This window comes from Streptomyces sp. NPDC056061 (assembly GCF_042266885.1).
Lineage (GTDB): Bacteria > Actinomycetota > Actinomycetes > Streptomycetales > Streptomycetaceae > Streptomyces.
In genome coordinates, this window is record NZ_JBHJWQ010000007.1 from 42,883 (window position 1) to 65,877 (window position 22,995).

Annotated in this window: 18 protein-coding genes; 2 read left to right on the plus strand and 16 right to left on the minus strand. The window is 71.0% G+C overall.

Annotated features, from left to right (window positions below):
* Positions 1–68: 68 nt before the first annotated feature.
* The 14 genes from ACFC79_RS13230 to uvrA form a co-directional block, all read right to left on the minus strand.
* Positions 69–1,661, minus strand: a complete 1,593-nt coding sequence (locus ACFC79_RS13230; RefSeq protein ID WP_376239055.1) for a PH domain-containing protein — start codon at positions 1,659–1,661, stop codon at positions 69–71.
* Positions 1,658–2,161, minus strand: a complete 504-nt coding sequence (locus ACFC79_RS13235; RefSeq protein WP_376239058.1) for a PH domain-containing protein — start codon at positions 2,159–2,161, stop codon at positions 1,658–1,660. The genes ACFC79_RS13230 and ACFC79_RS13235 overlap by 4 nt, the downstream gene beginning before the upstream one ends.
* Before the next feature lie 4 nt (positions 2,162–2,165).
* Positions 2,166–3,818, minus strand: coding sequence for a glucose-6-phosphate isomerase (pgi, locus tag ACFC79_RS13240; RefSeq protein ID WP_376239060.1), 1,653 nt, complete (start codon positions 3,816–3,818; stop codon positions 2,166–2,168).
* A 167-nt stretch (positions 3,819–3,985) separates the two neighbouring features.
* Entirely contained in the window at positions 3,986–4,321 is a 336-nt protein-coding gene (locus tag ACFC79_RS13245; RefSeq protein ID WP_072483070.1) for an RNA polymerase-binding protein RbpA, read from the minus strand.
* Positions 4,322–4,430: 109 nt separating this feature from the next.
* Positions 4,431–4,664, minus strand: coding sequence for a preprotein translocase subunit SecG (gene secG / locus ACFC79_RS13250; protein WP_376239063.1), 234 nt, complete (start codon positions 4,662–4,664; stop codon positions 4,431–4,433).
* A 113-nt stretch (positions 4,665–4,777) separates the two neighbouring features.
* A complete protein-coding gene (gene tpiA, locus ACFC79_RS13255) occupies positions 4,778–5,554 on the minus strand; it encodes a triose-phosphate isomerase (protein ID WP_376239066.1) in 777 nt (258 codons plus the stop codon).
* Positions 5,555–5,560: 6 nt separating this feature from the next.
* Complete coding sequence (locus ACFC79_RS13260) at positions 5,561–6,772, minus strand: phosphoglycerate kinase (protein WP_376239068.1); 1,212 nt, start codon at positions 6,770–6,772, stop codon at positions 5,561–5,563.
* Between the two features lie 113 nt (positions 6,773–6,885).
* Positions 6,886–7,893: a type I glyceraldehyde-3-phosphate dehydrogenase gene (gap, locus tag ACFC79_RS13265; RefSeq protein ID WP_376239070.1), complete on the minus strand. Its 1,008-nt coding sequence runs from the start codon at positions 7,891–7,893 to the stop codon at positions 6,886–6,888.
* A gap of 305 nt (positions 7,894–8,198) precedes the next feature.
* A complete protein-coding gene (whiA, locus tag ACFC79_RS13270; protein WP_376239072.1) occupies positions 8,199–9,188 on the minus strand; it encodes a DNA-binding protein WhiA in 990 nt (329 codons plus the stop codon).
* Positions 9,179–10,213 carry a uridine diphosphate-N-acetylglucosamine-binding protein YvcK gene (gene yvcK / locus ACFC79_RS13275; protein ID WP_376239074.1) on the minus strand — a complete coding sequence of 345 codons (1,035 nt, stop codon included), beginning with the start codon at positions 10,211–10,213 and terminating at the stop codon, positions 9,179–9,181. Before yvcK ends, whiA begins: the two co-directional genes overlap by 10 nt.
* On the minus strand, positions 10,210–11,199 hold the full coding sequence (gene rapZ / locus ACFC79_RS13280) for an RNase adapter RapZ (RefSeq protein WP_376239077.1): 990 nt from the start codon (positions 11,197–11,199) through the stop codon (positions 10,210–10,212). Before rapZ ends, yvcK begins: the two co-directional genes overlap by 4 nt.
* Positions 11,196–13,292 carry an excinuclease ABC subunit UvrC gene (uvrC, locus tag ACFC79_RS13285; protein WP_376239079.1) on the minus strand — a complete coding sequence of 699 codons (2,097 nt, stop codon included), beginning with the start codon at positions 13,290–13,292 and terminating at the stop codon, positions 11,196–11,198. Before uvrC ends, rapZ begins: the two co-directional genes overlap by 4 nt.
* A 668-nt stretch (positions 13,293–13,960) precedes the next feature.
* On the minus strand, positions 13,961–14,389 hold the full coding sequence (locus ACFC79_RS13290; RefSeq protein ID WP_376239081.1) for a Rieske (2Fe-2S) protein: 429 nt from the start codon (positions 14,387–14,389) through the stop codon (positions 13,961–13,963).
* A 436-nt stretch (positions 14,390–14,825) separates the two neighbouring features.
* Positions 14,826–17,861, minus strand: coding sequence for an excinuclease ABC subunit UvrA (gene uvrA / locus ACFC79_RS13295; protein WP_376239083.1), 3,036 nt, complete (start codon positions 17,859–17,861; stop codon positions 14,826–14,828).
* Between the two features lie 174 nt (positions 17,862–18,035).
* Here uvrA and ACFC79_RS13300 point away from each other — a divergent pair, with 174 nt between their 5' ends.
* Together ACFC79_RS13300 and ACFC79_RS13305 are read left to right on the plus strand one after the other, a co-directional pair.
* On the plus strand, positions 18,036–18,725 hold the full coding sequence (locus tag ACFC79_RS13300) for a maleylpyruvate isomerase family mycothiol-dependent enzyme (RefSeq protein WP_376239085.1): 690 nt from the start codon (positions 18,036–18,038) through the stop codon (positions 18,723–18,725).
* 36 nt (positions 18,726–18,761) lie between these two features.
* Positions 18,762–19,418 carry an MBL fold metallo-hydrolase gene (locus tag ACFC79_RS13305; protein ID WP_376239088.1) on the plus strand — a complete coding sequence of 219 codons (657 nt, stop codon included), beginning with the start codon at positions 18,762–18,764 and terminating at the stop codon, positions 19,416–19,418.
* 150 nt (positions 19,419–19,568) lie between these two features.
* Here the strand turns inward: ACFC79_RS13305 and ACFC79_RS13310 are convergent, their stop codons facing one another.
* Together ACFC79_RS13310 and ACFC79_RS13315 are read right to left on the minus strand one after the other, a co-directional pair.
* Complete coding sequence (locus ACFC79_RS13310; RefSeq protein WP_376239090.1) at positions 19,569–20,582, minus strand: TerC family protein; 1,014 nt, start codon at positions 20,580–20,582, stop codon at positions 19,569–19,571.
* A 411-nt stretch (positions 20,583–20,993) separates the two neighbouring features.
* Positions 20,994–22,937 carry a TerD family protein gene (locus tag ACFC79_RS13315; protein ID WP_376239093.1) on the minus strand — a complete coding sequence of 648 codons (1,944 nt, stop codon included), beginning with the start codon at positions 22,935–22,937 and terminating at the stop codon, positions 20,994–20,996.
* Positions 22,938–22,995 lie beyond the last annotated feature (58 nt).

The following is a 22,995-nucleotide window of genomic DNA, read 5'->3' on the forward strand; positions in this document are numbered from 1 at the left end:
GCGGGCCCGGTTCGCTCCTCGGAGCGGCCGGGCCCGCGGGCGTACCGGCTGTCCCGCGGGCCCGGTCCTCAGCCGCCGTCCAGCGGCCGGCCCGTCGGCGGGACGCGTTCCAGAAAGGGCTCCAGCAGGCCCGGTACGGCCTGCGCGGCAAATTCGAGCCCCTCGTCGGCGTCCGCGTCGCGGGCCGTGTACGCACCCGATCCGGCCGCCGTCGTCGCGACGATGTTCAGCACCCCCGACCGCCGCTGGAAGTAGGTCTGCCGGACCGTCCAGCCGATCACCCCGGCCCGCTCCAGCGCGGCGGTGGAACGACGGACCGTTCCGGAGCGCACCACCAGGTAGTCGCCGCTCAGTGCGTGCCCCAGGCCCCGGTAGGCGTCCCGGGCGAGGAACAGCCCGATCGGCAGTCCCACGAGCGCGCAGCCGAGCGCGATCCAGAGCAGGACGGGGGTCAGGAACGCCCCCAGGGCGGCGAGGACGGTCACGGGCACGGCCACCGCCCCCAGCGCGCGGCGCACCCGCCGTCCGCGGGCCGCGCGGGGGTGCCCGGTCAGGACGGCACCGGTCGGCGGGACCGGCTCGCGCAGGACGTCGGCGGCCACCGCGTCGGCGAACGGCCGGGGCGCGGCGGGCAGCAGGGTGTTGTGGTCGCCGTGCTGGTCCTCGTCGTCCTTGGCGAGTCCGGTGGTGATCGCGTCGACCCGGGCGGCACCGAACAGCCGGACGCCGAGCGGCTCGACGAGGTCGACGCCGCGCAGCCGGCGCTCCTCGACGGAGACGGATCGGGAGGTCAGCAGCCCGCGCCGGATGCGCAGGGTGCCGCCCGGTTCGCGCTCCAGCCGGTAGTTCCACCACATCTCGACCCACAGGCCGAGTGCGCCGACGACCCCGGCGGCCACCACGGCGGCGGCGAGAACCACGATCACGACGGGCAGCGCGGTGTCCCGGAACCGGTCGCCGACCCAGCCGATCACCTTCCCCTGCGCCCCGAACCAGTCACTGACCTGCATCACCGCCCCGACCGCCGCGCTGCCGAGCGCGGGGGCGACGAACGAGACCGGCGCGTAGCGGATCCAGCGCGGGTCCAGCGCGGCGAGGACGCCCTCGCGGTGGGTGCCCGGGGTTCGGGTGCCGGCACGTTCCAGCAGTTCGCGACGGAGCCGTTCGCCCTCCGCCCGGGACACCGGGTCGAGTTCCAGGGTGGAGTCGTTGCCGGAGTGCTCGCCGGTGCCGATGCGGACCGTGACCAGGCCGAGGACGCGTTGCAGCGGATGGGCGGTGAGGTCGACGCTGCGGACCCGCTCGCGGGCCAGGGACCGCTTCTTGAGCAGGATCAGCCCGGTGTGCAGCTCGACCCGGTCGACCCCGATGCGGTAGCGGGTCCGGTGCCACCGCACCCAGTCGCCGGCCGCGGCGCCGCCGATCAGCACGAACGCACCGGCGAGCACCCAGGCGACCGCGGCACCGAGCCCGAACCGTCCGGACAGCCCGAGCGTGGCGGGCACCGCCGCACCCAGCGCCACTCCGGCCGTGAGGAGCCCGCTGACCAGGACCGTGCGCCGGTCCAGCCGCCGCCACTCGGCGGCCGGTGCCCCGGCCGGACGGGAGCCGTCGCCGTCGTCGTCCGCCGCGGCCGGGGGCACGGCTGCGGGGGCACTCATGTGGCGTCCCCGGGCGTGTCCTGGGTGATCCGGGTGAGGCGTTCGGCGAGTTCCGCCGCCAGTTCGTGGCTCAGTCCCTCGATCCGTACCGCGCCCCTGGCGGAGGCGGTGGTCACGGTGACGGTGGCGAGCCGGTAGAGCTGTTCGAGCGGTCCGCGCACCGTGTCCACGGTCTGGATGCGGGACATCGGGGCGATCCGCCACTCCTGCCGCAGCACGCCCGTCCTGACGTAGACCGCCTGGTCGGTGACCTCCCAGCGGTGCGTGCGGAACCACCACAGGGGGAACAGGACGGCGCAGCCGACGCCGAGGACCGCGAGGACGGCCGCGGGCAGCAGCAGCCAGAACCGGGCGGGGCCGATGAGTGCACCCAGCACGGCCAGGACGGCCACCGGCACCGCGGTCAGCAGGAGCCACTGGGCCCGCCACCAGCCGACCGCCCTCGGGTCCAGGGTGTTCTTCGGCGGCCTCAGCCGCACGGTCCGCTCCCCCGTGCGCATCGGCTCAGCGCCCCCTGCGGGCGCGGTACGCCTGGACGAGGGCGGCGGTGGAGCTGTCCAGGTGCTCGCCCTCCTCGCCCCCGGTGAGCACCGGCTCGATCTTCCTGGCGAGCACCTTGCCGAGTTCGACGCCCCACTGGTCGAAGGAGTCGATGTTCCAGACGGCGCCCTGGACGAAGACCTTGTGCTCGTACAGCGCGATGAGCTGGCCGAGGACGGACGGGGTCAGCCGGTCGGCGAGGATCGTCGTCGTCGGGTGGTTGCCCCTGAAGGTCTTGTGCGGCACCAACTCCTCGGCGACGCCCTCGGCGCGGACCTCGGTCGGCGTCCTGCCGAAGGCCAGGGCCTGGGTCTGGGCGAAGAAGTTGGCCATCAGCAGGTCGTGCTGGGCGGCCAGGCCGGGCTCCAGGCCGACGACCGGCTCGGCGAAGCCGATGAAGTCGGCCGGGATGACCTGGGTGCCCTGGTGGATCAACTGGTAATAGGCGTGCTGGCCGTTGGTGCCGGGGGTGCCCCAGACGACGGGTCCGGTCTGCCAGTCGACGGGGTTGCCGTCCCGGTCCACGGACTTGCCGTTGGACTCCATGTCCAACTGCTGCAAGTACGCGGTGAACTTGGACAGATAGTGGCTGTAGGGCAGCACGGCGTGGGACTGCGCGTCGAAGAACGCCCCGTACCAGACACCCAACAGCCCCATCAGCAGAGGGACGTTGGCCTCGGCGGGCGCGGTGCGGAAATGCTCGTCGACGAGATGGAAACCGTCGAGCATCTCGCGGAAGCGGTCCGGCCCGATGGCGATCATCAGCGAGAGGCCGATGGCGGAGTCGAAGGAGTAGCGGCCGCCCACCCAGTCCCAGAACTCGAACATGTTGGCGGTGTCGATGCCGAAGTCCGCGACCTTCTCGGCATTGGTGGACAGCGCCACGAAGTGGTCGGCGACCGCTTCCTGACTGGCGTTCAGCCCGTTCAGCAGCCAGCTGCGGGCGGAGGTGGCGTTGGTGACGGTCTCGATCGTGGTGAAGGTCTTCGACGCGATGACGAACAGCGTCTCGGCCGGGTCGAGATCGCGCACGGCCTCGTGCAGATCGGCGCCGTCGACGTTCGACACGAAACGGACGGTGAGCGCGCGGTCGGTGAAGGTGCGCAGTGCCTCGTACGCCATGGCGGGGCCGAGGTCGGAGCCGCCGATACCGACGTTGACGATGTTCCTGATGCGCTTGCCGGTATGACCGGTCCACTCCCCCGAACGGATCCGGTCGGAGAATGCGGCCATCTTGTCGAGGACGGCGTGCACACCCGGCACCACGTTCTCGCCATCGACCTCGATCACCGCGTCGCGCGGGGCGCGCAGCGCGGTGTGCAGGACGGCCCGGTCCTCGGTGGTGTTGATCTTCTCGCCGCGGAACATCGCGTCCCGCAACTCGGCGACCCCGGTTGCCGCGGCGAGATCGCGGAGCAGCCGCATCGTCTCGTCGGTGACCAGGTGCTTGGAGTGGTCGACGTACAGGTCGCCCACCTGGAGCGTATAGCGGGTACCGCGCTCCGGGTCGTTCGCGAAGAGCTCCCGCAGATGCGTCGTCCCGAGCTGCTCGCGGTGCTTGCCCAGAGCCGTCCACTGGGGGGTCCGGTCGAGCCTGGTTCGGTTCGGAGTGTTCATCCCGGATATCAGCCCACTTCTTCTCGTGCTTGCAGATGCCCCGCCGACCTCCCAACCTAATTGATCGGAGGGGTTGACGACGCGGCTGAGAACTGCGGCACGCACAAGTGGTCCGGCCGGACACCCCGTGGGTGCCCGGCCGGTCAATTCCTCATGCCGTCACGGCACTAGATCTCGCCCCGGAGTTTCGCCAGGGCCTCGGCGAGGATGGCCTCGCCGTCGGCGTCGCTGCGCCGCTCGCGCACGTACGCGAGGTGTGTCTTGTACGGTTCGGTGCGCGGCGGGTCGGGCGGGCTGTCCCGGTCCTGACCGGCCGGGAAACCACAGCGCGGGCAGTCCCATGTCTCCGGTACCTGCGCGTCACTGGCGAAGCTCGGCTGCGTCTCGTGCCCGTTCGAGCACCAGAAGGAGATGCGGAGGCGCGGCGCGGACTCGCCCCGCTCGGCCTCCCCCATCGGCCCCGCCCCGACCCGGCTTCCCCGGATCGCGTTGCCACTTGCCACGGTCGTAACTCCCTGCGTGATGGTGCTCGAAGATGCCCCAGTCTACGTAAGGCCCAACGCGCGTCCAGTGAAAGGAGTTACACCCTCACCGGGATTCGCGTATGCCGCGTCAGTCCAGCTTGATCAGCAGACCGAGCGCGACGATGCACGCGAACCAGAGCAGGCCCACGACCACCGTGATCCGGTCGAGGTTCCGCTCCGCCACCGAGGAACCGCCCACGGACGACTGCATGCCGCCACCGAACATGTCGGAGAGACCGCCGCCCTTGCCCTTGTGCATCAGCACCAGCAGCATCAGCAGCAGGCTGAAGACGATCAGGGCGATCTCGAACCCCAAAATCACGGCTGGTCCCTACTTTCCGGAATCCTCTGGACTGCATTGCGAGCAACGGGGGCCGGCAGGGTGTGTCCTGCCCGGCCCCCGCAAGGGTACGACGGATCGGCGCTACCGCATACTCACTGGTCGCGGAAGCGAATGATCTTGACGAACTCGTCGGCGTCGAGCGAGGCGCCGCCGACCAGCGCGCCGTCCACGTCGGGCTGCGCCATGATCTCGGCGACGTTCCCGGACTTCACGGAGCCGCCGTACTGGATGCGGACCTTGTCGGCGAGCTCCTGGGAGTACAGCTCGGCGAGGCGTCCGCGGATCGCGGCGCAGACCTCCTGCGCGTCGTCGGCACCGCAGACCTTGCCAGTGCCGATGGCCCAGACCGGCTCGTACGCGATCACGATCGACTCGGCCTGCTCGGCGGGGATGTCCTTGAGGCCGCCGTCGACCTGGGAGAGCGTGTGCGCGACGTGGTCGCCGGCCTCACGGACGTCCAGTTCCTCGCCGACGCAGAGGATCGGGGTCAAGCCGTGCTTGTACGCGGCCTTCACCTTGCCGTTGCAGACCTCGTCGGTCTCGGCGTGGTACTGGCGGCGCTCGCTGTGCCCGACGGCGACATAGGTGCACTTCAGCTTGGCGAGCATCGGGCCGGAGATCTCACCGGTGTACGCGCCGGAGTCGTGCGCCGAGATGTCCTGGGCGCCGTAGGTGATCCGCAGCTTGTCGCCGTCGACCAGGGTCTGCACGGAGCGCAGGTCGGTGAACGGCACCAGAACCGCGGCCTCGACGACGTCGTAGTCCTTGTCGGAAAGGGCGAAGGCGAGCTTCTGGACGTGGGCGATGGCCTCCAGGTGGTTGAGGTTCATCTTCCAGTTGCCCGCCATGAGCGGGGTACGAGCAGTCATGAAAGGTCAGTCCTCCAGAGCGGCGAGGCCGGGAAGCGTCTTGCCCTCGAGGTATTCGAGGCTGGCACCGCCACCGGTCGAGATGTGTCCGAATGCGTTTTCGTCGAAGCCCAGGGTGCGGACGGCCGCGGCGGAGTCGCCGCCGCCCACCACGCTGAAGCCCGATGAGTCGGCGAGGGCCTGGGCGACGGCCCGGGTGCCCTCGGCGTAGTCGGGGTGCTCGAAGACGCCCATGGGGCCGTTCCAGAAGACGGTGGCCGCGTCGGCGAGCTTCGAGGCGTACAGCTTGTTGGTCTCCGGGCCGTTGTCCAGGCCCAGGAAACCGGCCGGGATCGCGTCCGCGGCAACCGTGCGGTGCTCCGTGGGCGCCTGGGCCGCGAGGTCGGGGAACTGCTCGGAGACGACGACGTCGACCGGGAGCAGGAACTCCACGCCCTTCTCCTCGGCGCGCCGCAGGTACTCCAGCACCGCCGGGATCTGGTCCTCCTGGAGGAGGGAGCTGCCGACCTCGTGGCCCCGGGCCTTGAGGAAGGTGTATGCCATGCCGCCGCCGATGAGGATGCGGTCGGCACGCTCCAGCAGGTGGTCGATGACACCGAGCTTGTCGGAGACCTTGGAACCGCCGAGCACCACGGCGTACGGGCGCTCGACGTTCTCGGTGAGCCGCTTCAGCACGGCGACCTCGGCAGCGATCAGGTAGCCGGCGGCGTGCGGCAACCGGGCCGGGAGGTCGAAGACCGAGGCGTGCTTGCGGTGCACGGCCCCGAAGCCGTCGCCGACGTACACGTCGGCGAGCTCGGCGAGCCGGTCGGCGAAGGCGCCGCGCTCGGCGTCGTCCTTCGACGTCTCACCGGGGTTGAAGCGCAGGTTCTCGATGACGGCGACGCCGCCGTCGGCGAGTGCGGCCACCGCGGCGCGCGCCGCCTCACCGACCGTGTCGGTCGCGAAGGCCACGTCGGCTCCGAGGAGCTCGCCGAGCCGGACGGCGGCGGGTGCCAGGGAGAACGCGGGGTCCGGCGCGCCCTTGGGGCGGCCGAGGTGCGAGGCGACGACGACGCGCGCACCCGCGGCGGCGAGCTTCCGCACGGTCGGCAGGACGGCACGGATACGGCCGTCGTCGGTGATGGTGGTGCCGTTGAGCGGCACGTTGAGGTCGGCGCGGACGAATACGCGCTTGCCGGCGACTCCTTCGGCGAGGAATTCGTCGATCGTCTTCATGGTGCTGGGTCTCCTTGGGAGGGCGAGAGGGCATGCCACGGGGCTCGGACAGCGCGCCGTCGCGCTGTCCGAGCCCCGTGCTCACATCGAAGTGTCGCCTGCCGTTTCGAGGGTCAGAGCTGGTGGCCGACGAAGACGGTCAGGTCGACGAGACGGTTGGAGTAGCCCCACTCGTTGTCGTACCAGCCGATGACCTTGACCTGCGTGCCCTCGGCCATGGTCAGCAGCGAGTCGAAGGTGCAGGAGGCCGGGGTCGAGACGATGTCCGAGGAGACGATCGGGTCCTGGGTGTAGACCAGCTTGCCCTTGAGCGGGCCCTCCTCGGCGGCCTTCTGGAAGGCGGCGTTGATCTCGTCCCGGGTGACCTCGCGGTCCAGCGTGATGACCAGGTCGGTGACCGAGCCGGTCGGGACGGGGACGCGCATCGCCAGGCCATCGAGCTTGCCCTTGAGCTGCGGGAGCACCAGGGCGGTGGCCTTCGCGGCACCGGTCGTCGTCGGGATGATGTTCTCCGCGGCGGCGCGGGCGCGGCGCAGGTCGGAGTGCGGGAAGTCCAGGATGCGCTGGTCGTTGGTGTACGCGTGGACCGTCGTCATCAGGCCCTTGACGATGCCGAAGTTCTCGTCCAGCACCTTCGCCATCGGCGCCACGCAGTTGGTGGTGCAGGAGGCGTTGGAGATGACGTGGTGGTTGGCCGGGTCGTACGTGTCCTCGTTGACACCCATCACGATGGTGATGTCCTCGTTCTTGGCCGGGGCCGAGATGAGGACCTTCTTTGCGCCACCGGCGATGTGCTTCTCGGCGTCCGCCTTCTTGGTGAAGATGCCGGTCGACTCGACGACGATGTCGACGCCCAGCTCTCCCCACGGAATGTCGGCCGGGTTGCGCTCGGAGAGCACCTTGATCGTGTGGCCGTCGACGGTGATGCTGTCGGCGGTGTGGCTGACCTCGGCCTTCAGACGTCCCAGGATGGTGTCGTACTTCAGAAGGTGGGCCGTGGTCGCGGTGTCGCCCAGGTCGTTGACAGCCACGATCTCGATGTCCGCACCCTGCTCCAGCAGCGCGCGGAAGTAGTTACGACCGATGCGGCCAAAGCCGTTGATGCCTACGCGGATCGTCACGAACCGATCTCCTCGTTAGGTACGCCGGTTTTCGACGCCGGCGAGTTGTATAGGGATGTCCCCGACCGCCTCCGACCCTACCTCTCCGATGGCTGCCGGGTGACATCGAGCGGAGCCGGAAGAGCCCCGAAGGCCCGTACTCCTCGGTAGGAGTACGGGCCTTCGGACACACGTCCGCGCACACGATGACGACTACGGAGCGTCAACATGCTTGATCGTGCGGCGCGTTCCGCATTCGACCGATTTCCCATGCTTCGCACTCGCCGCCCGGGGCGCGGTCCGACCTGTCCCACGAAACTGCCGGTTCATCCCACCAGTCCGTCGGCGAGCTCCTCGCCGAGGGTGGACTCGGTTCCGGGAATGCCCAGGTCCTGGGCCCTCTTGTCGGCCATCGCCAGCAGGCGGCGGATCCGGCCGGCGACCGCGTCCTTGGTCAGCGGCGGGTCGGCGAGCGCGCCGAGCTCCTCCAGCGACGCCTGCTTGTGCTCCATGCGCAGCCGTCCGGCCGCGGCGAGGTGCTCGGGCACGTCCTCGCCCAGGATCTCCAGCGCGCGCCCCACCCGGGCGCCCGCGGCGACCGCCGCCCGCGCGGAACGACGCAGGTTGGCGTCGTCGAAGTTGGCGAGTCGGTTGGCGGTGGCGCGGACCTCGCGGCGCATCCGCCGCTCCTCCCAGGCCAGCACCGAGTCGTGGGCGCCGAGCCGGGTCAGCAGGGCGCCGATCGCGTCACCGTCACGGACGACGACCCGGTCCACCCCGCGCACCTCACGAGCCTTCGCGGCGATCGAGAGCCTGCGGGCCGCGCCGACCAGGGCGAGCGCGGCCTCCGGTCCCGGGCAGGTCACCTCCAGCGAGGAGGAGCGGCCCGGTTCGGTGAGCGAACCGTGCGCCAGGAAGGCCCCGCGCCAGGCGGCCTCGGCGTCGCAGGTGGCGCCCGAGACCACCTGCGGGGGCAGGCCGCGGATGGGACGGCCCCGGCCGTCCACCAGACCCGTCTGGCGGGCCAGCTGGTCGCCGCCCGCCACCACGCGCACGACATAGCGGGAGCCTCGCCGCAGCCCGCCGGGGGCCATCACGATCAGCTCCGAGCTGTGTCCGAAGATTTCGAGGATGTCCCGCTTGAGCCGACGCGCCGCCATCGAGGTGTCCAGCTCCGCCTCGATCACGATCCGGCCGCTCACCAGGTGCAGCCCGCCCGCGAACCGAAGAATCGCCGAGACCTCCGCCTTCCTGCAGCAGGTCCGGGTCACGGGAAGCCTGGACACTTCGTCCTTCACCGCCGGCGTCATCGCCATGGGCCGATCCTTCCATGCATCCGAAAAATACGGTCGTACGCGGCGGCCAACAGCTCCGGATCATGGATCGGAACTCCGTCGGGTGAGGCCACCGGCGCCAACTCGACCGCGGCGCCGAGCCGCTTGGCGGCATCGGCTAGGGACTCACGATCGGGCACGGCGGCTTCGTCGGCCAGTACCACGTCCATGGCGAGTTTAGGGGCGTGTCGTCCCAAAACCTCCAAATGACGCTGCGGGGAGAAGCCATCAGTTTCACCGGGCTGCGGGGCGAGGTTGAGCGAGAGGACCTTGCGGGCCTTGGTCTCGACGAGTGCGTCGAGCAGTTCCGGGACGAGCAGGTGCGGGATCACGGAGGAGAACCAGGACCCCGGGCCGAGCACCACCCAGTCGGCGTCCAGCACGGCGGCGACCGCCTCGGGCACGGCCGGCGGATCGGACGGGACCACATGGACGGACTGCACCTCGCCCGGGGTGAGCGCCACCGTCGCCTGGCCTCGGACCGTGCCCACGTCGTCCGGGTGGGCCGGGTCGTGTCCGCGCACGAGTGCCTGGAGCTCCAGCGGCACGGCGGACATCGGCAGCACCCGGCCGTGCGCGCCGAGCAGCTTGCCGACCAGGTCGAGCGCCTGCACGTGGTCGCCGAGCTGCTCCCACAGCGCGACGATCAGCAGATTGCCGACCGCGTGCTCGTGCAGGTCGCCCTTGGACTGGAAGCGGTGCTGGATGACCTGGGACCAGGTCTGCCCCCAGTCGTCGTCACCGCACAGGGCGGCCAGCGCCTTGCGCAGGTCGCCGGGGGGCAGGACGCCGAGCTCCTCGCGGAGCCGGCCGCTGGAACCGCCGTCGTCGGCGACAGTAACCACCGCGGTGAGGTCGCCGGTGATCCGGCGGAGCGCGGTGAGCGAGGCGGACAGCCCGTGGCCGCCGCCGAGGGCGACGACCTTGGGCTGGGTGCCGCGCTTGCGGCCGGGAAGCGCGGACGCGGCTCGGCGCAGCCGTCGCAGGCGCAGGTTGCGGCTGGTCACTCGCGCCCCATGTCCCGGTGCACGAGAACGGTCTCGATGCCCTCGGTCACGAGTCTGGCCGCGAGCTTCTCGGACATGGCGACCGAACGGTGCTTGCCGCCCGTGCAGCCGACGGCGATCGTCACGTAGCGCTTGCCCTCGCGGCGGTATCCGGCGGCCACCAGCTGGAGCAGTTCCGTGTACTGGTTAAGGAACTCCTTGGCGCCCGGCTGGTCGAACACGTAGGCCGAGACCTCTTCGTTGAGCCCGGTGAACGGGCGCAGCTCGGGAACCCAGTGCGGGTTGGGCAGGAAGCGGCAGTCGACCACCAGGTCGGCGTCGACCGGCAGGCCGTACTTGAAGCCGAACGACATCACCGTGGCGCGCAGCTCGGGCTCCTCCTCGCCGGCGAACTGGGCGTCCATCTTGGCGCGCAGCTCGTGCACGTTGAGGCTGGAGGTGTCGATCACCAGGTCGGCGTCGCCGCGCAGCTCGCGCAGCAGGTCGCGCTCGGTGGCGATGCCGTCGACGATCCGGCCGTCCCCCTGGAGCGGGTGCGGGCGGCGGACCGACTCGAAGCGGCGGACCAGGGCGTCGTCGGAGGACTCCAGGAAAACGATCCGCCTGGTGACGTGCTTGGCCTCCAGGTCGGCGAGGGATTCGCGGAGATTGTCGAAGAAGCGGCGGCCCCGCACGTCGACGACGACGGCGATGCGTGCCACATTGCCCTGCGAGCGGGCGCCGAGCTCGACCATGGTGGGGATCAGGGCGGGCGGGAGGTTGTCGACGACGAACCACCCCAGGTCCTCCAGGCACTTGGCCGCGGTGCTGCGGCCTGCCCCCGACATGCCCGAGATGATCACCAGTTCGGGGATGGCCGCGTTCCCGTCGACGGTGTCGATCGTGCTGCCCGTACTCACGTGTCCTGCTCCGTCTGTTCGGTCGGTGCCGCCGTGCTCGGCTCTGCGCTCGCGCCCGGTCTCGTATCCGTGTTCGTGCTCGGTCATGTCGTGCTGCCCCCGTCGTCCTCTTCCATGATCTCTCCTGTCGCCGTGTTCACGGCGGGCGCGGCCGGGGCCGCCGAGGCCAGGGCGACGGCCACGGACTCCGCCGTCCGGCGGCCTATCCCCGGGACCTCGCAGATTTCTTCGATTGTCGCCCGCCTCAGCTTCTTCACCGAGCCGAAATGCTTGATCAACGCCTGTTTCCGGCTCTCGCCGAGTCCGGCGACGGCGTCCAGGGGGCCGGACCGGATGCGCTTGGCGCGCTTGGCGCGCTGGTACGTGATCGCGAAGCGGTGGGCCTCGTCGCGGACGCGCTGGAGGAGGTAGAGGCCCTCGCTGGAGCGAGGCAGGACGACGGGGTCGTCGTCATCGGGCAGCCAGACCTCTTCGAGGCGCTTGGCGAGGCCGCAGACGGCTATGTCGTCGATGCCGAGCTCGTCGAGGGCCCGTTTGGCCGCGGCGACCTGCGGCTGCCCGCCGTCGACCACGACGAGCTGCGGCGGGTAGGCGAACCGTTTGGGGCGGCCGTCGTCCTCACGGGGTTCGTCGCGGGGCCCGCCCGGCGAACCGGGCGCGACGGCCGGGCACGGGCCGGTACCGGCGGGGCCGGTGGCCGGGTCGGGGCCGGTACCGCCGGACTCGGCGGGTACCGCGAGGCCGGGCTCGGCGGGTGCCTCCTCCCACTCCCCCGTCCGCTCCTTCTCCTGGAGGTAGCGCTTGAAGCGGCGCCCGATCACCTCGTGCATCGACCGGACGTCGTCCTGGCCCTCGAAGCTCTTGATCTGGAAGCGGCGGTACTCGCTCTTGCGGGCCAGCCCGTCCTCGAAGACGACCATGGAGGCGACCACGTCGTCGCCCTGGAGGTGCGAGATGTCGTAGCACTCGATGCGCAGCGGAGCCGTGTCGAGGCCGAGCGCCTCGGCGATCTCCTCCAGGGCACGGGAGCGGGTGGTGAGGTCGGAGGCGCGCTTGGTCTTGTGCAGCGCCAGGGCCTGCTGGGCGTTGCGCTGGACCGTCGCCATCAGGTCCTTCTTGTCGCCCCGCTGCGGGATGCGCAGGCTGACCTGGGAGCCCCGGCGGTCCGCGAGCCATTGGGAGACCGCGTCGGGGTGCTCGGGGAGGGCCGGTACGAGGACCTCCTTGGGGACGGCGTCGCCCTTCTCCTCCCCGTACAGCTGCTGCAGGGCGTGCTCGACCAGGCCGGAGGTGTCGACGTTCTCGACCTTGTCGGTGACCCAGCCGCGCTGGCCGCGCACCCGGCCGCCGCGTACGTGGAAGATCTGGACGGCGGCCTCCAGCTCGTCCTCGGCGACCGCGATCAGGTCGGCGTCGGTGGCGTCGGCGAGGACGACGGCGCTCTTCTCCATGGCCCGCTTGAGGGCCTCCACGTCGTCCCGGAGCCGGGCTGCCCGCTCGTACTCCATCTCCTCGGCCGCCGCCGTCATGTCCTTCTCCAGGCGGCGGATGTACGTGCCGGTGCGGCCGGTCATGAAGTCGCAGAAGTCGAGAGCGAGTTCGCGGTGCTCCTCGGGGGTGACCCGGCCGACGCAGGGGGCCGAGCACTTGCCGATGTAGCCGAGGAGGCAGGGGCGGCCGGTCCGGGCCGCGTTCTTGAACACCCCGGCGGAGCAGGTGCGCACCGGGAAGACCCGGAGCATCAGGTCGACCGTCTCGCGGATCGCCCAGGCGTGCCCGTAGGGGCCGAAGTAGCGCACGCCCTTCTTCTTCGCCCCGCGCATGACCTGGACGCGCGGGAACTCCTCGTCGAGCGTGACCGCGAGGTACGGGTAGCTCTTGTCGTCGCGGTACTTGACGTTGAACCGGGGGTCGAACTCCTTGATCCAGGAGTACTCCAGCTGGAGCGCCTCGACCTCCGTGGAGACGACCGTCCACTCCACCGAGGCGGCCGTGGTGACCATCGTGCGCGTGCGCGGGTGGAGAGCGGCCAGGTCCTGGAAGTAGTTGGCCAGACGCTGGCGCAGGTTCTTGGCCTTGCCGACGTAGATCACCCGGCGGTGCTCGTCGCGGAACTTGTAGACCCCCGGGGAGTCGGGGATCTGTCCCGGCTTGGGGCGGTAGCTGGAGGGGTCTGCCATGTGTCCCACCCTACTTGCGGACGGTGACAGTGCCGCCCCGCTCGGGCGGGTGCCTTCACGCGGTCCGGGCGGCTGTGGCGGCGTCCTCCCGCGGGCCCCCGGCGGGCGGCGCGTAACCTCCCGCCGGGCCGGAACGGGCATGAGGGCCGGGGCGACCAGCCCGAGTTACCGGCAGCAGGGCGCCGGGCACCCGCGGCGCGCCGAGTCCCCGAGAGCGGTGAAGGCGCTGGAGGAGGTGCTCGGCCTGCCGGAGACCTCGCTGCTCCGGCTACGGGCGGCGGACGGCGGACGCGGATCGGCCCTTCGGGCGTTCGTACCGCTCGCCGGTGGAGGCGTCGGCGGCGGGCGGTATGTGCTTCGGGCGGGCTTCGACATGGCGGCCCTGCCGGTACGGTTCTGCGGCTTCGCCCGGGTGTCGGCGGGGGCGCCGCGCGGTGCGCGTACGGAGCTCGCGCTCACCGGAAGGCACCGGACCGTGCACGTGGTGGAGCGGGGGTGCGCCCGGGCCCGGGCGGGATCGACCGGGACCTGGCGGGAGGCGTGCCCGGTCGAACCCGACCGGGCACGGATCTCGCCGGCTCCGGCCCCGAACCGGCGGCGGACCGGTCCCGGTCGCGACCGGCGGAGGCGGTGCGTGTCGGAACGGGCGGGTCCGGAGCGGCGGGGTCTCAGGCCTCGGGGCCTGCCACGAGCCTTCCGCCCTCGACCCTGACGGGGACCGCGGGCAACGGCGCGGTCGCCGGACCCCGCTTCGCCTCGCCGGTGGTGACGTCGAAGTGGCTGCCGTGGCAGGGGCAGTTCCCGAGGTTGTCCTCGACCTTGTCGAGGACGCATCCCGCGTGGGTGCACTGGGCGCTGAACGCCTTGTACTGGCCCTTGGCGGGGCAGCTGACGACGACCCGCTGCTCGCGGTAGAGCTTGGCTCCGCCGACCGGGATCTCCTCGGGCGGACCGAGTTCGACGGGGGCGGTGGGCGTCGGCGTCCCGGCGTGGCCGAGCTTCGAATCGGTCGAGCAGGCGGCCGCTCCCAGCCCGGCGACGCCGACGAGAGCGGCGCCCTTCAGCACGGTACGGCGGGCGGCGGGCTGGCCGGGCATGCGGTCTCCAATGGTTCGGAGGGGCAGAATTGCGCAGGTCGCCGGACGGCCGGGATGCCGGGCACGCCGGGGACGCGGCGGCGGGTCTCGGAGCCATCGGTGACAGAACCGACGATACCGGCGGAGATCGAGCGGCCGTCGCGCGGGCCACCTGAGACACGTCCCTCCTGGTCAGGGCCCGGATACCGGAAGGGCGCAGGCTACGGACCGTTCGGGCGACCCCCGCAGCCCCGCCATCGCGTCGGCGGGAGCCGACGACCCGCGTGCCATCGGGCTCCGCCTCCCCCCGCGGCGACGGCCCCCTCGTCCGACAGCCGCCTCGTCCGACGGCCCCTCCGGCCGGGAGCCGCCGGACGGACGCGCGGACCCGCACATGCGCGCCGCCCGGTCCACGAATGACCCATGGACCGGGCGGCGTGCGCACATGTCGACGGGCTCAGGCCTTGCGGGCGCGGCTCGCCTTCTTCGCCGCGGCCGTCGCGGCGGTGGCGGACTTGGCGGCCCGTCCCACCCCCGTCCTGACCGAGGCCGTCTTCCTGGCCGGGGCCGCCTTGGCGGCGACCGCCTTCTTCGCCGTGCTCTTGCGCACCGGCTTGCGGGCCGCGGGCACGACAGCCTCGTTCACCCGGTCCGGGTCCAGGATGTCCTGGAGGAACTTGCCGGTGTGGCTGGCCGGAACCCCGGCGACCTGCTCCGGCGTGCCCTCGGCGACCACCAGACCACCGCCGTTGCCCCCCTCGGGGCCCATGTCGACGACCCAGTCGGCGGTCTTGATCACGTCGAGGTTGTGCTCGATGACGATCACCGAGTTGCCCTTGTCGACAAGTCCGGAGAGCACCTTGATGAGCTTGCTGATGTCCTCGAAGTGCAGACCTGTGGTCGGCTCGTCCAGGACGTAGACCGTTCGGCCGGTGGAGCGCTTCTGCAGTTCGCTCGCCAGCTTCACCCGTTGGGCCTCGCCGCCGGAGAGCGTCGGCGCGGACTGGCCGAGCCGCACGTATCCGAGACCGACCTCGTTGAGCGTGCGCAGGTGCCGGGCGATCGTCGGGACGGCCTCGAAGAACTCCAGGCCCTCCTCGATCGGCATGTCCAGCACCTCGGCGATGGACTTGCCCTTGTAGTGGACCTCCAGGGTCTCCCGGTTGTACCGCGCGCCGTGGCAGACCTCGCACGGGACGTACACATCGGGCAGGAAGTTCATCTCGATCTTGATCGTGCCGTCACCGGAGCAGTTCTCGCAGCGGCCGCCCTTGACGTTGAAGGAGAAGCGGCCCGGCAGGTAGCCGCGCACCTTCGCCTCCATCGTCTCCGCGAACAGCTTGCGGACGTGGTCGAAGACCCCGGTGTACGTGGCCGGGTTGGACCGGGGCGTGCGGCCGATGGGCGACTGGTCGACGTGCACCACCTTGTCGACCTGGTCGTCGCCGTCGACCCGGGTGTGCCTGCCGGGGACCGACTTGGCGCCGTTCAGCTCGCGCGCCAGGTGGGTGTAGAGGATGTCGTTAACCAGCGTCGACTTCCCGGAACCCGATACACCCGTGACGGCCGTGAGCACGCCGAGCGGGAAGGAGACGTCGATGTCCTGGAGATTGTTCTCCCTGGCTCCGTGCACCGTGAGGCAGCGCGACGGGTCGACGGGGCGCCGCACGTCGGGCGTCGCGATCGCCTTCTTGCCGTTCAGGTACTGGCCGGTGATCGACTCGTCGTTGGCCAGCAGTTCCTTCAACGATCCGGAGTGGACCACCTTCCCGCCGTGCTCACCGGCGCCGGGACCGATGTCGACCACCCAGTCGGCGACCTTGATGGTGTCCTCGTCGTGCTCGACGACGATGAGCGTGTTGCCCATGTCGCGGAGCCGGACCAAGGTCTCGATCAGCCGGTGGTTGTCCCGCTGGTGCAGGCCGATGGACGGCTCGTCCAGTACGTACAGCACGCCGACCAGGCCGGAGCCGATCTGGGTGGCCAGCCGGATGCGCTGGGCCTCGCCGCCGGACAGGGTGCCCGCCGCGCGGTTCAGCGAGAGGTAGTCGAGGCCGACGTCGACGAGGAACCTCAGCCGCTCGTTGACCTCCTTCAGTACCCGCTCGGCGATCTTCTTGTCGCGGGCGTTCAGCTTCATCCGGCCGAGGAAGTCCGCACACTCGCTGATCGACATCGCGGAGACCTCGGCGATGGACTTCTCCATCACCGTCACCGCGAGGACGATCGGCTTGAGGCGGGTGCCCTCACAGGTCGGGCAGGGCACCTCGCGCATGTACCCCTCGAAGCGCTCCCGGCTGGAGTCGCTCTCGGCCTCGGAGTGGCGGCGCTTGACGAACTGCACCGCGCCCTCGAAGGCGGGCGTGGTGTACGCGCGCTCGCGTCCGTAGCGGTTGCGGTAGCGGACTTCGGTCTGGATCTTGTGGCCGTACAGCAGAGCCTTCCTGGCGCGCTGCGGCAGACCGGCCCACGGGATGTCCGTGCGGAAGCCGAGGGCCTTGGCGAGAGCACCGATCAGCCTGCCGAAATACTCCTTGGTGTGGCCGTGCGACCAGGGGTGGATCGCACCCTCGTCGAGCGACCTCTCCTCGTCGGGGACGACCAGCTCCGGATCGACCTCCATCCGCGTACCGATGCCCGTGCAGTCGGGGCAGGCGCCGAAGGGCGAGTTGAAGGAGAAGGAGCGCGGCTCCAGTTCCTCGAAGGAGAGGTCGTCGTACGGGCAGTAGAGGTGCTCGGAGTACATCCGCTCGCGCTCGGGGTCACCCTCGGGGAGGTCGACGAAGTCGAGCACGACCATGCCGCCGGAGAGCCCGAGGGCGGTCTCGACCGAGTCGGTCAGTCGGCGCTTGGCGCTGTCCTTCACCGTGAGGCGGTCCACGACCACCTCGATGGTGTGCTTCTCCTGCTTCTTCAGCTTGGGCGGCTCGGCGAGGTGGACGGTCTCGCCGTCGACCCGGGCCCGGCTGTAGCCCTTGGTCTGCAGATCGGCGAAGAGGTCGACGAACTCGCCCTTGCGCTCGCGCACCAGCGGCGAGAGCACCTGGAACCGGCTGCCCTCGGGAAGGCCCAGCACCTTGTCGACGATGGCCTGCGGCGACTGGCGCGAGATGGGCCGACCGCACTCGGGGCAGTGCGGCTTGCCGATCCGGGCGAAGAGGAGCCGGAGGTAGTCGTACACCTCGGTGATGGTGCCGACCGTCGAGCGCGGGTTGCGCGAGGTCGACTTCTGATCGATGGAGACGGCGGGCGACAGACCCTCGATGAAGTCGACGTCCGGCTTGTCCATCTGGCCGAGGAACTGGCGGGCGTACGAGGAGAGGGACTCCACGTAGCGCCGCTGCCCCTCGGCGAAGATCGTGTCGAACGCGAGCGACGACTTGCCCGACCCGGAAAGCCCGGTGAAGACGATGAGGGAGTCGCGGGGGAGGTCGAGCGAGACGTTCCTGAGGTTGTGCTCACGAGCGCCACGAACGATGAGACGGTCGGCCACGCCGGTCCGCACCTTTCTTAGGAGAAGTGGGGGAACTGAGCCCCTGTCCCAGGGTATGGGGGGCGCCACAGCGATGTACGAAGCTTCGACTCCGAGCGTATAGCACGCACATTCGATTTATGGACGGCCGCGGTCTCCTTCACCCGAATGAGTGGCGGGGCTACGCTCGGCCCCATGATTGATCATGCGCACGACCTGGACGCCGTACGTGAAGCGACCGAGCGGCTGCTCGGCGCCACCGCGACATTGGACGACGCCGCACTCGCCGCGCCGTCGCGCCTGCCGGGCTGGAGCCGCGGCCATGTGGTCGCGCACCTCTCCCGTAACGCCGACGCGCTCGTAAATGTTCTCCGGGGCCGCCCGATGTACGCAGACAGCGAAACCCGGGACCGCGACATCGAGCGCGGCGCCCCCCGGCCGCAGGCCGAGCAGCTGGCCGACCTCGCCGACAGCGCGGCCCGCTTCGTGGAGGCGGCCTCGGCCCCCGCCGACTGGTCGCGGACGGTCGCCCTGCGCAACGGCGTGACGGATTCCGCCTCACGGATTCCGTTCCGCCGCCGCGTCGAGGTCGAGCTGCACCACGTCGACCTGGGGATCGGCTACGAGCTGGAGGACCTCCCGGAGGAATTCGTCGGCCGGGAGATCGACTTTCTCGCGGACAGGTTCGCCGGACACCCCGACGTCGTGGCCACGGAGCTCGCCGCGGACGACGGCCGCTCCTGGACCACCGGCGGCGGCGCCGGGGGCACGACCGCCGTGGTCCGCGGCACCGCGACCGAGCTGCTCGGCTGGCTCTCCGGCCGCCGCGACGGATCGGCACTGACCGTCGACAGCGGCCCCCTCCCCGCCCTTCCCCCGCTGTAACCCCTCCCGGCACCGCACCGCTATAGGCTGAACTCCATGACGTACAGCGGAGCGGTCAAGGTCGGCGGGCGTGCGGACGTGCACGAGTTGACGGATCTGATGATCTCCAAGGTCGCCGTCGGCCCGATGGACAACAACGCGTATCTGCTGCGCTGCCGGGCCACCGGTGAGCAGCTCCTGATCGACGCGGCCAACGAGGCCGGGACCCTGCTGCGGCTGATCGGTGACGACGGCATCGCCTCCGTCGTCACCACGCACCGGCACGGCGACCACTGGCAGGCGCTCGGCGAGGTGGTCGCGGCCACCGGTGCCCGTACGTTCGCCGGACGTCACGACGCGGAGGGCATCCCGGTCCCGACCGACGTCCTGGTCGACGACAACGACACGATCCGGGTGGGCCGGGTCGCCCTGACCGCGCGTCATCTCGTCGGACACACCCCGGGCTCCATCGCGCTGGTCTACGACGACCCGCACGGCGCCCCGCACCTGTTCACCGGGGACTGCCTCTTCCCCGGCGGGATCGGCAACACCCGCAAGGACCCCGAGGCATTCGCGAGCCTGCTGCACGACGTGGAGACGAAGCTCTTCGACCGGCTGCCCGACGAGACCTGGGTCTACCCGGGCCACGGCCGCGACACCACACTCGGCGACGAACGTCCGCAACTGCCGCAGTGGCGCGCACGCGGTTGGTGACGGCACTGCCCCGGCCCCCGGAGGCGTGAACCCCCGTCGGCCGGGGTGGGCGGCGTCCGGATGTCCGCCCCGGCCGGCACCGGTTCCCGGCCCCGCCGACGGGGCCGGGAGCGGCAGGGGCCGGGGCCGGGGCCGGGGTGCCGTCCGCAATCAGCCGTCGAGGCGCGTCCCCGTACCCGCGGTGCCGGCCGACTTCTCGGCCGCCGCTGCCGCCTCGGCCCGCTTCCGCTTCCGGTCGGCCATCAGGCTGGTGATCGTGGTGATGACCAGGACCCCGCCGATGACGCCCAGCGAGACCGGTATGGAGATCTCGGGGACGTGCACCCCGGACTCGTGCAGCGCGTGCAGCACCAGCTTCACACCGATGAACCCGAGAATGACCGAGAGACCGTAGCTGAGGTGGACCAGCTTCTTCAGCAGACCGCCGATCAGGAAGTACAACTGCCGCAGCCCCATCAGCGCGAAGGCGTTGGCGGTGAACACGATGTACGGGTCCTGGGTCAGGCCGAAGATCGCGGGGATGGAATCCAGGGCGAACAGCACGTCGGTGGTGCCGATGGCGAGCATGACGACCATCAACGGCGTCAGGACGCGCTTGCCGTTGGCACGTATGAAGAGCTTGGTGCCGTGATACCGGTCGGCGACTCCGAAGCGGCGCTCGATCGACTTGAGCAGACGGTTCTCCTCGAACTCCTCCTCTTCCTCGCCGGCCCGCGCCTCCTGGACGAGCTTCCAGGCGGTGAAGATCAGGAAGGCGCCGAAGATGTAGAAGACCCACGAGAAGTTGGCGATGACGGCGGCGCCCGCGGCGATGAAGACCGCCCGCAGCACCAGCGCGATCAGCACACCGACGAGCAGCACCCGCTGCTGGAGGTGGGAGGGCACCGAGAACTTCGCCATGATCAGGACGAAGACGAAGAGGTTGTCCACACTGAGCGACTTCTCCGTGATGAAGCCCGCGAAGAACTCGCCCGACGCCTGGCTCTCCCCGAAGACCAGCAGCGCGAGGCCGAAGAGCACGGCCAGCGTGATCCAGACGACCGTCCAGATGCCGGCCTCCTTGGTCGACACGTCATGGGGCTTGCGCCCGATGAAGAAGTCGACGGCGATGAGGGCTGACAGACCGAGAATGGTCAGCGCCCAGAGGGTCCATGAAACGTCCACTGCGCCTCCGGCAGTTCGCTACGGCTACTGATCAGCGTCGTCGCTGCCGGAGGTCTCTTCCACCCGGGCGCGCACGCCGCGCACCGCGGGCCGACGCCCCGGGACCGGTCACAGTCCGTACTGACGGGAACGTCGCCTGTGGGAGTACTCCCCTCCGCCCGAGAAACAGTACAGGAAACACCAAGAGAAGGTAAAGAGATGACTAAAGACTCACCAAAATCCCTGGTGGGAGGCGTGATGTAGCACCCCGTGACCTCACCTCGACTCGGTGACATCGCGTCCACGGGGCCGGTGCCGTACCGCCTCGTGCGGCAGGCGGTGGTACCCGGAACGACGGCTCTCGACACGGCGGGTGACGCCCGGCCGGACGGACACCGCCGACGGGCTGCGGTGTCCGTCCCGCCGGGTCCGTCAGCGGTGTCCGGTGCGACGGGCCGCGGCCACCCGGGCGAGCACGTCGTCGAGCACCCGGCTGCCCGACGGCACCCTCGGCGGCTCGTACGTCCAGGCGTGGCCCACCCAGGGGTCGGCGAGATGATCATCGGCGACCGGGGTGACCCGGAGCAGCGAACGCCACAGCGGGTCGAGCACCGGGCCGTAGGCGGAGGCGTCCTCGCGGTCCGCGACCATCAGCAGGTGGACGCCGACGGCGGGCCCCTCGTCGGCGAGGTACCGCAACTGGGTGACGGCCCGGTCGTCGAAGCCGTGCGGGAAGTCGTTGACGATCAGCAGGTGCTGCCCCGTGTCCACATCCGGCGGCAACGCGTCGGCGGCACCCGCCCGGATCGCCATCTGCACCAGATCGACCCGCCGGGTGAGCAGGCCGAGCACCGAGGACACTCCGGCTGCCCCGGCGGCGGGCGGCCCGGCGACAGCGCCCGAGCGAACCAGCGGGGCGAGCGCACCGGCCGCCGAACCTGCCGGATCGATGACGTGGACGGAGAACTCGTCGGCCGGATACACGGCCAGCAGCCGGGCCGCGTGCAGGACCGCGCTCTCCGTGGCCAGGCGGCGCAGTTGGGAGGCGTCCGTCAGGGCCGCCGCCTCGGATGCCGTGCGGCCGCTGTCGACCCACATGCCGCGCTCCAACGGGAGTCTGACCAGCAACGGGATGCGCAGGTCGGTGGCCTCGGGGAGGTGGAGGTCGCCGATCCGCAGTGCCATGGGGTTTTCCATCGGGACGCGGTGGGCGTGCCAGACGGGGTTGTCCCATCCCGCGTACGCGGGAGGGAGTGCGGGTTCCACCACGGCGGACTCGGCGGTGAGCTGTGCGAGGTCGCGGTCGAGAGCTTCCCGTGCCCGGGAGGTGAGTTCGTCGCGCTTGGCACGGGCCTGTTCGCGGGCCCGGTCCCCGGCGCCGCCGATCCGGTTGCGCGGATCGGACAGGGTCCTGTCGAGTTCCTGGCCCATGCGGGACTCGGCGAATTCGACGGCACTGCGGTACGCGGCGGTGGTGCGGGCCAGATCCTCGAACATGCCCCAGATCTGGTTGTAGAGGCGCTCCTCCATGGACCAGCCGGTGGCGTCCCCGGCGACGGGCTGGGCCGGGCGGCCGGGCTCGGCGGGCGGGGCGACGGGGGGCGGCGGCGGAGGCGCGGAGGTCCGGCGGCGCGGGTGCCGGTAGTCGATGGGGCCGCCCGGGGTCTGCGGGGCCGCGGGCTCGGCGAGCGGCTCCTGGGCCGGGACCGCCGTCGGCGGTGCGGCGGGAGGCGGCGGGGTGTCCGGCGGCGGTACGGAACCCGCGCCGGGGCCGACCCGGTCGCCGTTCGGGGAGCGGGGCGGGGGCGGCGCGACCGACCGTGCCATCGCACGGGAGACCGCGTCCTGGACGGTGTGGGCCAGCTCGGCCGCCCGCGCCAGGCCCTGGTCGGCGAGCAGGGCGGCGAGACCGCCCGCGTATCCCTGGCCGACGGCGCGGACCTTCCAGGCGTCCTGACGGCGGTAGAGCTCCAGGGCACAGACCGCGGACTCGGTGTCCAGGCCGGTGAGCGTGAAGGTGGCGATCTCCTCCCCGTCGAGGCCGGTGACGGCGACGTGGGGGGCGGCGGTCGCGCCGAACCGGACCGGGCCGCCGGTGCCGGTGGGCAGGGCCAGCAGCACGGTGAGCCGGTGCACCCCGGCGGGCAGCGCGTCGAGGTCGGCGGCCATCCGGTGGTCGGCGGCGGCCTGGCGGGACACTTCGAGCCCCGGCAGTCGGGGCTCCCCCGGGTGGGCGACCCATTCGGTGCCCTGCACGGTGCCGTTCTCGTCGCCGAGCGTGGCACCGGCCACGACGGGCGTGCCGGCCGACACTCGGATCTCCAGTCGGGTCTGGGGCAAGGTGTGGTTCTGCCCCCGGACCAGCTCGGCCGTCATTGCCCTGTCCCCTCGACGCGTTCGGTGCGGTGTGTGGTGCCTGCGGTGTGCGCGGTGT